Origin of the sequence: Pseudomonas sp. P867 (genome assembly GCF_019891455.1) — a bacterium.
In the GTDB taxonomy this organism is placed as follows: domain Bacteria; phylum Pseudomonadota; class Gammaproteobacteria; order Pseudomonadales; family Pseudomonadaceae; genus Aquipseudomonas; species Aquipseudomonas synxantha_A.
In genome coordinates this window covers 379016-391170 of record NZ_JAFLXB010000004.1, presented here as the reverse complement: position 1 = coordinate 391170, position 12155 = coordinate 379016, and the positions used below count along the sequence as shown (strand labels likewise).

The window sequence follows — 12155 nt, the reverse complement described above, 5'->3', positions numbered from 1 at the left end:
CGGGGGAGGTCTTCGCGCAAAGGCCAAGTGCGCGACGGGCGTGCGCGAAGCACTGCGCAAGTTGCCCTCTCCGGACTAGACGCAGACCTAAGGGCATGCGACGTATCTGCGCTACTTGGTCAGCATCTCTCTGACCTCTTTACCGTTTTCAATCACTACAACTTTAGCGATCACGCCTCCCTGCAGAGAAAGCCCGTACTGGGTAGGCGCCTGCCAGGTGACTTTCGAGCTGAGATAATATTTCCCCGGTGGAACGTCGGTGAACTTGAAGTAGCCCGTTCCATCAGCTTGCGTCAATTTCATTCCCTTCTCGGCGCGGGGATCTGGCGCGCCCAAGACTTGCCCGCCTAAATAGCTTTCCGTGTACCACTGAGTGGAGTAACTCGTGACTGGAAGGATGTATACGTCGCTGCCTGCTCCGTACTTCACATCGCCGCCCACTGTTCGCATAAACACCTGTCCAGTGAGAATTCCGCTGCCACTGGTAGGGAGAGACTCGTATTCTGCGATTGGAAATGGAACTCGTGGAACAATTTGCTGCTGAGGTAATGCGCAGCCTCCGAGTGCAGAAGCAGCAAGTAGAACCAGTCCAATTTGCTTGAGTTTCATGGTACCCCTCCCGAATGTATCGCGACTTTATCATCAGCGAGAAAAGCCCACCATCTAGCCCAGTCCGGCTCTTTTAACCATGAACGCAATGACCCGCGCGTGTGAAGGCCCAGGTGACACGTTGGCAGGTAGCGCCTCGCGCAGACAAGGTGCGCGATGGACGTGCATTAAACACTGATGCCCGCAGCTATTGGATACCGCATTGGCTCAATGCGACCTCCAGCGATTGGTCCAGTACGTATTCTCCGGTCGTAGACGCTGCCTGATTCAGTCCAACAGTGCGATAGATAAGCGTCTTGCCGGATCGCATCTCTTTGAGAATGGACTGAGCCTTCTCGCCTGTTGACGCGGTAAACGGCGACATGGATCGTGCTGTAGCCTCCATCGCAGTCTTGTAGGCATTTTCCACTATTTGTTGCTGCTGGGGATCTTTCGGTGCGTAGGCTTGCATAGCTTTGAGCTGGCCCTCGGGCACATAGTCCAGCGGGGTTTCGCTGGTGCTGATCGTCCATGCCTTGTTTTGATCGACTCTGAGCTGGACGTCGCCAACCGGGATCAGGAAGCGGCCGCCGCTTTTCACGCCCACTCGTAGGTCGCCGTTTACCACCTCAATGTATGGGTAGTATTGATTGCTGACGGTGTATATCCCGCCCCTTGTGTAATAGGTGCCCACCGTGACTGCGCAGCTGGATTTATCAGTGAATTTGTCAGTGTTGCGGACAGTCACCCATTCGACCGCGGGGCCGGTAGCACAACCAGACGTCAGTAGGGCGAGCAATAAGACAGGGGCGAGCTTCACATTCACATTCCTTGTACTGGATTAGCCTATTCAGGTGGCCGGCAATATAGCAGGCGGGAATGCTATACCGCGTGGCTCGGCCAGCATTTGGCTGGCCTCCATGGTGTGTTTCTTCGAGAGGAACTGGACGAGCAGTTGACCAGCCAAGTAGTGGTCACTGATGGTGGTCACTGCGCTTAGTCACCACTCAGGTGCGGATTCAACGCCAACCCGTGGATACCTGGGTGGATACTGGCAGCTTTTGACCCATGACGGTTACCCCCTGCAGCCATAAAATAGCGTTGAATCCTACCAACCAACCACATGGATATTCATAGAGAACCGCGACCTCCTAGGTTGTAAAGAGCGTAGGCAGAGCGCTACGCTGGCGCGCCCCCCGTCCCCGACACGCCCAAAATCAGGATCACAATGGACCGAACTAAGCTGCTAGCTTGCGCTGAAATGAACTGCTTGAGCTTCGTGAATAATTTGGCACTGTCTGGCGCTACGCGGGAGCAGCTCGGCCGAGGGAGGGTTCTTAGTAATTTTTGGAGCCAAATCTCCCGTAATGCGCTGGACTTAGCAGTTTTGGACTGGTGCCACGCCTTCGGCCAGCAAAATGATGCGTTGCATTGGAAGAAGGTGTTTACAGATGACGAAGACACATTTCGAGAAAGCATGCTCACCTCAATGGAAGTTTCCTTCGATGAGTTCAAGCAATTCCGCGAGCAGATGAAGGTTTACCGCGACAAGGATCTCGCGCACTTGGAGCTTCGCAACATTTCTATGATTCCCGCCATGAACAAAGCTATCCAGTCCATGGCGTTTTACTACCATCAGATCCAGTGTGCGAAACGGGAATTAGGCATGCACTGTCGCGACCATACTCTGTATGAATGGTTCGACAGCGCCTGCGCTGGGTTTGATCGTGATGCTGAGCTGGCCTTCGGTGCTACGGGAACACCGCGTGGTCCGGACATTCCGAAGCGTCGCCAGCGTTGCGCGAACTCACGTACTGGTCCCAGCGACCTAGCAAAACCTGTTATCGAGCGCGCACCAGAACCTGACAAAACCTAACATCGGATCGAGTGCTCGGCCTGGCGCGATGTTGAGAAATGTTGAGATCAGATCGACTTGGAGCCGGTGGCCACGTTCGCCGCTTGTTAGTAAAAGTTAGCCCTTTGGGGAGGTTGGCCAACCCGCCGCCCTGTTAACAATTGTCAAGGTTGGCCGGAGCCGGGCGACTCTGTGACGGAGATCCCTATGACGGATGGTAACCAGGCGAGGTGGTTACTTTTGGCGGTTGCCGGCGTGGTTACTAAGTTTGAAAAAACTATACTTATGAACCGACAACGTATGTGTAAGCAATGAAATTTGGTAGCTCGAACATATCCCCACCTACCTTGAGATCTCGTCTGTTTATCTGGCTGGGATTGGCCTCGACGTACTCCTGTAGGGAGGTTAAAAATGAAGGATCGTCCGCGTCTCGCATATCGATATAAAATGATACCAACTGATGCTCACCCTCCGCGCTGACAAGAGCTGTTATATGACCCAGATCAGAGCCCAAGCCAGCCGCTATTCTTGATATCTCTAAGAGGCTGGCCGACAGCGGCGTCCGACGTGTAATCAGTTGGTACGCTCGGTTTCTAAGCTCGGTCCCCCAAATTGTAACCGCACCATCAACCAGAACCTCCCAGATAGGGGCATCATAATGAGGACATGGAGTGCCGGACCAATAAGGGTGAACACCAGTTAGCCATAGATTATCGTCGCTTTCTTTAAGCCTTAGCATCCAGCTTATCCAATTCGCATCTAGGCGGGTGCGGTTTGACTCAGCAGATACCCCAACATCAGTAAGATTTTCATCTCTAATGTGCCCGTCCTTTCCTCCCCACGCCTCGTTGTTTGCAACGGCGAGCGCACTCTCTGGTGTATCAAATATGAAAAGGCCTGTTAGTCGAGATGCGTGGCTTGGAAAGTCACTCTGGCGGTGCTCTTCAAGAATTTGCTCAAATCTAAGTCTTTGCCAATCTTTATCGATCAGAACCCTTGCAAGGGTCATGGAAAGAAACGATCCCGAGGGATTGCATTTCGCTATCAAGCTTTGGCTCAAAAGCACTCCACGATATGCATTCCACGCTACTACAGGGTGCTCAATGTCGAGATACATAAAGCCTTCGAAATCCATTGGTGTTGACTCAATTTCGTTAATTTAGGGGGACAAAAGTATCTGGTGAGTGATTGAGGTTATCGTTCGATGCTAACCGCTGAGACAGACGATTTGGTCTGAGTGAGACCATATCGTCTGTCTCAAAGCGTGCCAAAGCCGCCCGGAGGCGGCCCTATCTTTCCGTTACAGCGTGGTGGGGAGAATATCTAAAACACCGTCACCGCTCGTTGATATGCGGTAGTTTTTTACCTTTCCGTCCGTGACGATTGCCTCTCGCTCTTGCCTGTCAGCACCCATCCCGCAGATGCCGCTTCCTTGGTATGCCGCGCCGACAACAACCGAGCCAGCAGGGACGTGGAGGGCAACCCTTTCTCCAGGCTTGAGTAATGCGGCCACTTTTCCATCTACGAAAAGGCCCACCGAGCAAAGACTTCCCGTATGGCCAGAGTCTCGGGTTACCGACAGTGTGCCGGTACCTGGGGAGCTCGTCTGATATGCGAGAACCCTTTCATGAGGTACCGCAACAGCGGTTTTCGTGGGTACCGGAGAAGTAGCACAGCCGGCCATCAGGGCAACCAGGGCGGCAACAGCGGTAATTTTCAGCATGAGAGCTCCTTTCCATGAGGCGGCCACTTTAGCACCGCCCCGTGGCTCCTACATCTGGTCTTCGGCGTAGATGGCAGCACTGATGATTGCCCCGCCCACCCGGCGCTTTCCGTAGCAGAGCGGTACCGGGTTTCCGGATGCTGTGGTGTTCTTTGCGCTGCCGAAGGCGTAGCCAGGGATATTCTCGGGCGCGGCGCTGGTCTTGAGGCCGCCGGCCTGAGGGCTGAGCATCTGAATTATCCCGCCGATGGACATTGCAGCGCCTGCCGAATACAGAAAAGGTGACGCGGCAGCGAATGGGGTGAAAGACAGCACGTATGCTGCTGCAATCAATATCCCGCCAACAATGGTTTGAAGAGAGCCTGCGCGCTTACTGCCGGTGATCACGGGCGCAATGATGATGTCGCCTGCGCCCTGGAAACCCAGCTCCGTCTCTCCGACATTCTTCTTGCCCACGAACACTGCAAACTCCAGACCTCTCGACTTGGCGTTTGAGATAAATCTCTCGAGCCCGGGGATCTGCACGCATAAGGCTTTTATGGCTTCCGCCGGCGTGCGGACGGCGAGCGGGTAAGACTTTCCGAATTGTCGCAACTGCGCGCAGAGCCTGATGTTTCTCATCGGGGTGTATTCAATCGAAAGTGCGGCCATGATTTGTTTCTCCTACTTGTCGCTGGTGGTGTGGGTTGGTACCTCGGCGCCGATCTGCATGGCGAGCATCATTCGGGATGCCATGGCGTCGTCACGGATAGCCTTTTCGCGGCGCGGGTCTGGATTCCACGCCCAGCAATGGGTTGACACAGACGCTCGAGCGAACGGCTCTATTGGCTTCATCAGATCTGCTGCTATACAAGCCTCGTCCTCGGTGTAATACGGGCCATCGATCTCCTTACGGCCACCCTTGACGATGTGGTCAACGCCCCAGACGTAATACCCCGCCACCGCTTTCGGATTGATCACGAAGTCAGTCACCTTGCACGCTTCGGCGAAACGCTCCCGGTGCGTGGGCGCCTGGCCCGTTGTGTTGTTGTCTTGGTCTGTCATGGTTTCCTCTGTGCGCCGCTGGCGCTGGTCATGGGCGGGTGCCCGGTGGTGTTACTCGGTGTCGCGCCACGTTTTCGTGATTCGCAAAACGTGGCGCGGAAAATGGTCATTTGCCGACGATGCTCAGGGCGGGCGGCAGCTTTGGGCCGAACGGCGCACCAGGGGCGAATGGGTCGGGCAACTGGTCTTCTGGGCATTCCCTGATGAACCGGATCATGGCCGCGTGGCAGGCTTGATACAGCGGGCCACCGGCGCCCCATTCGTCGCTCTTGCGGTCGGCGCTGTCCTCTAGCTGGGATAGGTACGCCACTCCGCGAAGGCTGGTATCACCGTCTGCGCTGGCCTGCTGGCGATGTACTGGGTTGACGCCCAGTAGGTCGCACATTTGGTCGAAGCCCAGCGCCTGCGCCAGCCCCTCGCGGTCGAACATCAGTGATTGGCCAAACCCTGCGAGTGCGCTCCACGCTCCGCTGCGGGTAGCCTCCTGGTGTTCGCTGGCCTGCTCCTCCAGTTCCGCAATGGTCTGCCGGGTGAATGGGAGGAATGCATTCAACTTGCCCGCTTGCCGGCGTAGGGCTCGTCGTTCACTGCGGATAACGTCGAGCTGTTCAGCAATGGCGCGACAGATTCGCCGGGTGGTTATGAGCTGCGTGGCGGCGCTAATGCCTGGCTTCAAAGCGATGTTGCACAAGCTGGTGATAAGGCTGGGCGTCATGGGTGCGCCTCCATAGGTGTGTTGTCGTAGCTGGCGCGCAGGTGGGCGCCAGCCGTGCAATGGCGGCCGTTGGGCGCATGGCAGCTCCGACAAGCCATGATGTGGTTGAGGTACTCGTCACGGGCGTGTCGCCATTCGGGCGTTGCAGTGGCGGCGCTTACGTGTGGACTTATGATGAGCCGGGGAGTGCGCTCGACAGGGTTGGCCAACACCAGGCGCGGGCGGGGTTCAGGTCGACGCCGCAAATTTGTGGAGTCGGCATCGGCAATGGCTGGCGGCATGTGATCGAGCAAGCCGGAAAGGAGACTCATGGCGTCACCTCGGCCTGATTGCTCCATTGCCCATATGTGTCTCTAGAAAAAAATCGGGGGAACGGGGGAACAGTGGGAACAGCCAATGTTTCCGGGGCTTTCAGAGGGGGTTTCTGTTCCCCACGTTTTTTTGTGGGGAACAGTGATAACCATATGCTCGGAAACGCGGACACGCTTATATTCAAAAACATGTTTGTGTTCCCCCTGTTCCCCATACCTTCAATAAGGGGGAACGGCCACAGCCCACGGTTTTACTGGCTGTTCCCCCGTTCCCCCTGTTCCCCACGTTTATAGGTTCCTGTGAACTCGGGCATTCATACTTGGTGGATATGGTGGTCATGCGCCGCCCCCTTCGCTGTCCATGGCTTCTGGGTCGATCACGTACAGGCGCGCCGATCCGCCGGCGGGGATGCGGTACTTTTTGGTTTTGCGGCTATCGCGGTCGGTGTCGCGTTTGGCCAGGGCCCCGCCAACCTCAAGTGCCTTGACCACGCGGGTGAGACCGAATCCATGGGCGGCCTCGATCAGCGCTGACTTGTTGAACAGATACAGCCGCTTGCCGGCCACCAGCTCCCAGTACCCGGCGCGGTTGAATACCTTGGCGTCCACCTCTGCTGCGTCGACATCGGAGAATCGGCTGCTGCCGTGCTTGTCGATAAAGTCGATGATGCCGGCGAGGATCTGGCGGTCTTCTGCGTTGCCCCCGCCGACACGGGAGAGCCATTCCCCGTAGAGCAAACGGCAGTCGGAGAGGGCGGTGCCCGGCTCCCATGGCAACAGGCCGTAGGCGATGGCCATCTCGCCCGCCAGCGCGATCACGGCGAACCGGTCAGCCACGCGGCCGGCCTGGGCGTTGTCCTCGACGAACTGGGCGCGGATGCTGTCAAAGTCACTGAGCAGCCCGGGCTTATCGTCGGCGGCGACCAGGCGCTCCACAAACGCTGGGCCAAGATGGCCGTGGTGGGCGCCTACCGCTACGGTGAGCTGGCGGTGAAAGTCTGCCCCCTCAAGCCCGTGCAATTCGTCGAAGGCCCGGTGTGTGCGGGTACCGGCGTTCACGTCGACCATGCGTAACTCAGCGCCAGCGTGGGCGGCATTGCCGGATATGGCCGCGTGCTCAGAGAGGGAGCGCTCGCCGCTGGAGAGTGTCAGCAGGCGCCAGCTCAATTTGGCGCGGCCTTCGCGCTCTCGGGTCATGGTGCCTTTGCCCTGGCCGTTGGCGAGGGAGTACGCCATTTCCTGTACGCGCTTGGGGTCGGCGCGCTTGATCTCATCCAAGGGCAGAATGGTGTCATTGCGGCTCGACGCCTCGATCTCCAGGCCGCCCTTGGTCATGTCCCAACTGGCGGCGAACACGCCCGGGTCGCCCCATACCGACGATCCGATCAGTTGCGCCAGCGACTTACCGCTCGAGCTATCGCCCACCAGGTGAACACCGCCACCTAGCACGCCGACCAAACTCAGCAGTGGGCCGGCCAGCGAGCAGCCGATCGCGAGTGTCAGCACCGGGTTGCCTGCGCACTTGGCGGCTACCTCCGATTGCCACAGCGCCAGCTCGCCGCGCCGGCTGAAAAGTACCTGAGCCTTGTTGCTGGCCTGGTACCGCACATTGGCGCTACCGATGGTTCGCCCAGGCAGCACGAACGCTCCCGATTCATGCCAGCCCGGCCGGCTGGTGGTGGCAAACACTTCTGCAGGATGCTGGTCGAGCAGGTACTCCATGAACGTGCCGCGTTTCTTGAGGGCGATAATGACGCCCATCCCGAACAAAGCGCGCCGGGCGTCCTCGCCGCTGCCGCCGAACACTTCCATGGCGATGATCCATTCCTTGATACCGCCCTCTGTGACCAGGCGCAGCAAACGGCCTTCGCTGCCATCGTCGCTGTTGGTGGTGCGGGCGACGACGGTGACGGGGCTGGAGATCCACTCATCAGTGATAGGCCGGTCGCCGGTGTCGCCCTCGGCGTCGTCCTGGTCAGCGGCGGCGCGCTTGAAGCTATGCCAGTAAACGCCCGGGCGCAGCTTGCGGCCCTTCTCATTGATCACCCAATGCTCATACACCGCCCAACAGGGGCGATCTGGCGCAATGGTCGCGGCGTCCGGCCGAAGGTTGATCACGTTGGTGTCAGGCTTGGACATGGGCGAGTTTCCAGTTGGCGAGGTCGTTGAAGTCGGTGAGGTCATCGGGGGCGCCTTCCGGCCACTCGGGGAAAGCCACTTGGCCACCCACGGCCGCGGCCGCTGCGTTTGCCGCTGCGCGCCCCGGGTTGCCATCGGTGAGCCGGTCGTCGTCGCCGGCGATGACGATTGGCTGGCCCGGGTAGCGAGCGCGAAGTGCCATCGCCGCCGGGATCAAGTTGCCCGCGTTCATGGCCGCGGCAACGACATAGCCGCCGTGCTGGTGGAGGCTGGCGGCCGTTGCCCACCCTTCGCAGATGCAAAGAACAGAACCTGGCTCGATGATGCCCAGCGGTGAATAGGTGCCCTTGATTCGGCCGCCGAAGAGGAAGCGCTTGTCGCCGTCCGGGGCAATTCGTTGCAGATTGACCAAGCCCCCATCCAGGTACAGCGGGATCAGCAGGTCAGTGCCACGCTGGCGCAGGCCGCAGGAGCGAACTGCCTTGGCTACCAGATACGGGTGGTCGGGTGAGGCGCGGCGCGCATTGCGCCACCAGTGATTAGCCTTCTCGGCGGCCTGCTGCTGGCGCCGGTGTTGCTCGGCTTCGCGCTGACGCCGGGCTTGGTCGACCCGCTCGCGGATTTGGGCCGCTTCGCGGGCGTCCACCGGTTCGCGACTACACCAGGTGCTGGCGCCACCGGCTTTCCAACTGCCGAACGCGCCGGATGCAATGCCGTCCAGGTACAGCACATACCAGCCGTTGAGCGAGCCGGGCTTATCCTCCGGCACACGGAACCGGTGGATTGCACCGTCGGGCTCTGGTTGCCAGTCGAGAGGGCCATAGACGGCCTGGAGCGCATCACGGAATAGGATCGTTGCGTCAGTCATGCGGCCCCCTTCGGCGGGGTAAACCGCTTGGCCAAGCTCTCCAGTTTCTGAGTCAGGCGCTCCAACTCATCGCATTGGCGGCCTTGGTCGCCTTCCGAAATGCGCAGTTCCAAGAAGCCAACCAGTGTTTCCACCAGCAGCACATAGCTGGCGCTGTCGATATAAGCGCCAGCAGCGGGTGGGCCGCCACTGCCCTTGCGCTTGATTGGGGTCACGTCACCCATGGCTGACCTCCCTGCGATCAGCGCCAGCAAAGGCCCGGCAAACTTGACCGTTGTTCACACCGTGCCAGCGGGTAATGTCGTCGATTGAATCAACCAGGCAGGCCGTCACTTGGGCGCCAGCACTACGCATAACTACGCGCCCGCACTCGGCGTCGGCCTCGGTCAAGAACGGTCCCAGCAATGCCTTGGGCGCCTTCGGGTGAGTGACGTAAAACCGTTCGGTGGCTTTTTTCAGGCAAGCCGATCCCGTCGACGCAGATGCGCCGTTTTGAATTTTCATGCTTAACCTCTTAGGTCAGGGCGTCGGCGCTTCACGTGAGTGCGCGGTGGCTTTGTACAAAATGTGGGGCTGATAAAAAGGATCGAATGTGAACGCGTATGCTGGCTCATAGGGCGACCTCGCGGTATTGCTGAGCGCCGCCCAGGTCGTCCGATCCGAATAGGGCTTGATTGACGGCCTTCCGGCTTTCCAGCATCAGATCGTGTTCATCGTGCGTGCCGACGCCCGCCGCCACCCAGTCAGGCAGTTCCTTGCGGCGCCGCATCTCGTTCAAGTGCGTCCACCACCGGGTAGCGTGTGTACGCTCGGCAGAAATCGCCTCGGCCACCTCGTTACTGCGCTGGTCCTGCAGGTAGTGCGGCAATGGCGCTGCCTTCTGCACTTCGCCGTTCGCATCATCCAGCTCGTTTTCCATGCACTCACACCACTGGTAAACCTTGGTGTTCCAGTCGGTTATTTCGATGGTGCCCAACTGCGCGAAGGCGTGAGGCGTGCTGTCTTCGGGGAAGGTCTCAAGCATCAGCGTGAAGATTGCGCGCACGCTCTCGAGCGCACTGGTCACTTCGTACAGATCCTGGACGCCGGTCTCGGCTATTTCCTTGTAGGAACGGCTCATAGGTCCCCCCCTGCGCCCAGGCCAGCGAACCCGGACAGAGCGGCGGAAATTGCCTCGCGGTTGCAGTCGGCGGTGTTGGCGCCGTCAGCGGCTAGGTTCCACGCGACATCTACCAGATTGCGGACGTGCTGACTCGTGCCCTTGTCTGCCAATGCGGCATAGAGAACGGCCTCAACCTTGCGCAGGGCGATTTGGGCGCTTTCGAGATCCTCAAGCGTGTCGTGGGCGATTTCTTGGATGGTGCGGGCGGGAGTATTCATTGCGCACCGCCGGCAGACTCCAGGGTACGAGCGATGGCCATGTGGGAGTTGTAACGGGCGAGGCGAACGGAGAGTGATGAGTTTGCGCGGAGGGCGCTCAGGGCCATGCGGCGGTGAGCAAAGGCGCGGATTGCGGACGGAATAAGGGCGTGATTCATCGGTACGGCTCCTAACGTTGAGGAACCGCCACTACCTGCTGCAAAACAGAATTGGGTGGCGGCTGTACGCAGGTTTGCAGACCGGGACGTTAGGAACCCGGCGCGCTCGAGAGCGCCCCACGCACAGCCACCATAAAGCGAAATAGCGGCCATGAAAAAAGCGCCAGCTTTCGAGACGGTGGCGCTTATGCGCCTAACGATAGTCGGGCTGCAAAACCCGGTCGCTGAATTTGCAGCGACGGGCAAACCATACCGACGAGCACGATTGCTTGCAACAAAAGTTATCGACCGTTTATCGCTGATCATGAGCATAGCTGACATGGGCGGAAGTCCTCCGAATCGAGTGGCAGCCTCAGTTGCTCCCTCAAATGAGCGACGTGCGCGTATACGCCTGGATTGTCGTAGCGCCAGTGGGCGAGGCGCCGCCCACTGGTGCTGGCGTCCTTCTTGCGGGCCTCCAACGTCTGGCAGGCGTGCCCATACCGTACCTCGCGGAACGCCATGATCAGGCTCGCTTTCAGCTCTACAACGCGGTTGGTATTGCGGGACAGCGACAGCAGGAAGAACGCTTGATCTTCGTTCAGCAGGGCGAAGCGCTCCGGCCTACCACCGGCAGTTCCGGCCAAGGGTTTCTCCGTTTGAAACGGAACAACCCCGAACTCTTCAAACTTCGCCAGGTAGCGCTCGATCAGCGCCATTGGGTTCGTGTGCTTGGTTCCCAGTTGCTTCGCGAGCTGGCGGCTATCCACGCGAGGCTCGCCCCCGATTTGAGTCACCATGATTGTGTTCATGCTGTTACCCCCACCGGCGGGTTGGTGCTGAGGTAGTAGAGCGCCATGCCTTGGTGAGTGCGCCCTTGATCGTCGGTCAGGGTAAGGCGGTGAGTCAGGATCTTGTGGCCCAGGCCGCGCAGTTCATTGATACGGGCACCAGGGCGAACGATGTTCAGCTCGCGGATGGCGGTGAAGGTATCAATCGGACCAGATTGCAGGCGCTCCAAAAGCCGAGCGCGCTGTGCCGTTCCGCTGGTATTCTCTACATGAGTTTTTTCTGGGCTGGCCTTATTGGGTTGGCCTTTTTTTTGGTCGGTCATTTATGCCGCCTCCCCTCGCAAGGCGATGCGCTGGCGCACCCAGGCTTGCGCCTCAGCCAGAATCCAACCGACAGGTGCCCCACGCGATTTGCTATCGCTCAGCGGGACGGGGCGGGGGAATGTCGGATCGTCTTTGAGGCGTTTGTAGATTGTTGGGCGGGCGTAGCCGGTGATCGCCGACAGTTCGCTAATGCGGATGATTACTGTGGCCGGATCGAACTGGTGAGCGGTCGTAGCAGTAGGCTGCGAGTTGAATGTGGTGCTCATATTCTGTTTCCCGT

Annotated in this window: 18 protein-coding genes; 1 reads left to right on the top strand and 17 read right to left on the bottom strand. The window is 58.9% G+C overall.

The genetic code is table 11. From position 1 onward, the window contains the following. Positions 1-111: 111 nt before the first annotated feature. Both J1G33_RS10480 and J1G33_RS10475 read right to left on the bottom strand, forming a co-directional pair. Positions 112-609 carry a hypothetical protein gene (locus J1G33_RS10480; RefSeq protein WP_223018045.1) on the bottom strand — a complete coding sequence of 166 codons (498 nt, stop codon included), beginning with the start codon at positions 607-609 and terminating at the stop codon, positions 112-114. 187 nt (positions 610-796) lie between these two features. Next, positions 797-1408, bottom strand: coding sequence for a hypothetical protein (locus tag J1G33_RS10475; protein ID WP_223018044.1), 612 nt, complete (start codon positions 1406-1408; stop codon positions 797-799). A 408-nt stretch (positions 1409-1816) separates the two neighbouring features. On the opposite strand from J1G33_RS10475, the gene J1G33_RS10470 reads away from it, so the two are divergent. Next, positions 1817-2464 carry a hypothetical protein gene (locus J1G33_RS10470; RefSeq protein ID WP_223018043.1) on the top strand — a complete coding sequence of 216 codons (648 nt, stop codon included), beginning with the start codon at positions 1817-1819 and terminating at the stop codon, positions 2462-2464. A gap of 262 nt (positions 2465-2726) precedes the next feature. Here the strand turns inward: J1G33_RS10470 and J1G33_RS10465 are convergent, their stop codons facing one another. From J1G33_RS10465 to J1G33_RS10395, 15 genes are all read right to left on the bottom strand, one after another. Further along, complete coding sequence (locus J1G33_RS10465; protein ID WP_223018042.1) at positions 2727-3578, bottom strand: hypothetical protein; 852 nt, start codon at positions 3576-3578, stop codon at positions 2727-2729. A gap of 165 nt (positions 3579-3743) precedes the next feature. Beyond that, the gene (locus J1G33_RS10460) at positions 3744-4166 is read right to left on the bottom strand and encodes a hypothetical protein (RefSeq protein ID WP_219266394.1); all 423 of its coding nucleotides are present in this window, start codon (positions 4164-4166) and stop codon (positions 3744-3746) included. 48 nt (positions 4167-4214) lie between these two features. Then, on the bottom strand, positions 4215-4817 hold the full coding sequence (locus tag J1G33_RS10455) for a tail assembly protein (protein ID WP_223018041.1): 603 nt from the start codon (positions 4815-4817) through the stop codon (positions 4215-4217). Positions 4818-4829: 12 nt separating this feature from the next. Next, on the bottom strand, positions 4830-5210 hold the full coding sequence (locus J1G33_RS10450; RefSeq protein ID WP_223018040.1) for a hypothetical protein: 381 nt from the start codon (positions 5208-5210) through the stop codon (positions 4830-4832). Positions 5211-5316: 106 nt separating this feature from the next. Beyond that, the gene (locus J1G33_RS10445; RefSeq protein ID WP_223018039.1) at positions 5317-5925 is read right to left on the bottom strand and encodes a hypothetical protein; all 609 of its coding nucleotides are present in this window, start codon (positions 5923-5925) and stop codon (positions 5317-5319) included. Beyond that, positions 5922-6236 (bottom strand): hypothetical protein, encoded by a 315-nt coding sequence (locus tag J1G33_RS10440; RefSeq protein WP_223018038.1) that lies wholly within the window; start codon positions 6234-6236, stop codon positions 5922-5924. The genes J1G33_RS10445 and J1G33_RS10440 overlap by 4 nt, the downstream gene beginning before the upstream one ends. 336 nt (positions 6237-6572) lie before the next feature. After that, the gene (locus tag J1G33_RS10435; RefSeq protein WP_223018037.1) at positions 6573-8375 is read right to left on the bottom strand and encodes a DUF927 domain-containing protein; all 1803 of its coding nucleotides are present in this window, start codon (positions 8373-8375) and stop codon (positions 6573-6575) included. Next, positions 8362-9243, bottom strand: a complete 882-nt coding sequence (locus J1G33_RS10430) for a toprim domain-containing protein (protein ID WP_223018036.1) — start codon at positions 9241-9243, stop codon at positions 8362-8364. Before J1G33_RS10430 ends, J1G33_RS10435 begins: the two co-directional genes overlap by 14 nt. Next, complete coding sequence (locus tag J1G33_RS10425; protein WP_223018035.1) at positions 9240-9467, bottom strand: hypothetical protein; 228 nt, start codon at positions 9465-9467, stop codon at positions 9240-9242. The genes J1G33_RS10430 and J1G33_RS10425 overlap by 4 nt, the downstream gene beginning before the upstream one ends. After that, entirely contained in the window at positions 9460-9747 is a 288-nt protein-coding gene (locus tag J1G33_RS10420; protein ID WP_223018034.1) for a hypothetical protein, read from the bottom strand. The genes J1G33_RS10425 and J1G33_RS10420 overlap by 8 nt, the downstream gene beginning before the upstream one ends. A 106-nt stretch (positions 9748-9853) precedes the next feature. Further along, complete coding sequence (locus tag J1G33_RS10415; protein WP_223018033.1) at positions 9854-10363, bottom strand: hypothetical protein; 510 nt, start codon at positions 10361-10363, stop codon at positions 9854-9856. Continuing rightward, on the bottom strand, positions 10360-10623 hold the full coding sequence (locus J1G33_RS10410; RefSeq protein ID WP_223018032.1) for a hypothetical protein: 264 nt from the start codon (positions 10621-10623) through the stop codon (positions 10360-10362). The genes J1G33_RS10415 and J1G33_RS10410 overlap by 4 nt, the downstream gene beginning before the upstream one ends. Before the next feature lie 460 nt (positions 10624-11083). Continuing rightward, positions 11084-11572 (bottom strand): Rha family transcriptional regulator, encoded by a 489-nt coding sequence (locus J1G33_RS10405; protein ID WP_223018031.1) that lies wholly within the window; start codon positions 11570-11572, stop codon positions 11084-11086. Next, positions 11569-11874 carry a helix-turn-helix domain-containing protein gene (locus tag J1G33_RS10400; protein WP_223018030.1) on the bottom strand — a complete coding sequence of 102 codons (306 nt, stop codon included), beginning with the start codon at positions 11872-11874 and terminating at the stop codon, positions 11569-11571. The genes J1G33_RS10405 and J1G33_RS10400 overlap by 4 nt, the downstream gene beginning before the upstream one ends. Further along, the gene (locus J1G33_RS10395) at positions 11875-12141 is read right to left on the bottom strand and encodes an AlpA family phage regulatory protein (protein ID WP_223018029.1); all 267 of its coding nucleotides are present in this window, start codon (positions 12139-12141) and stop codon (positions 11875-11877) included. Positions 12142-12155: the final 14 nt, after the last annotated feature.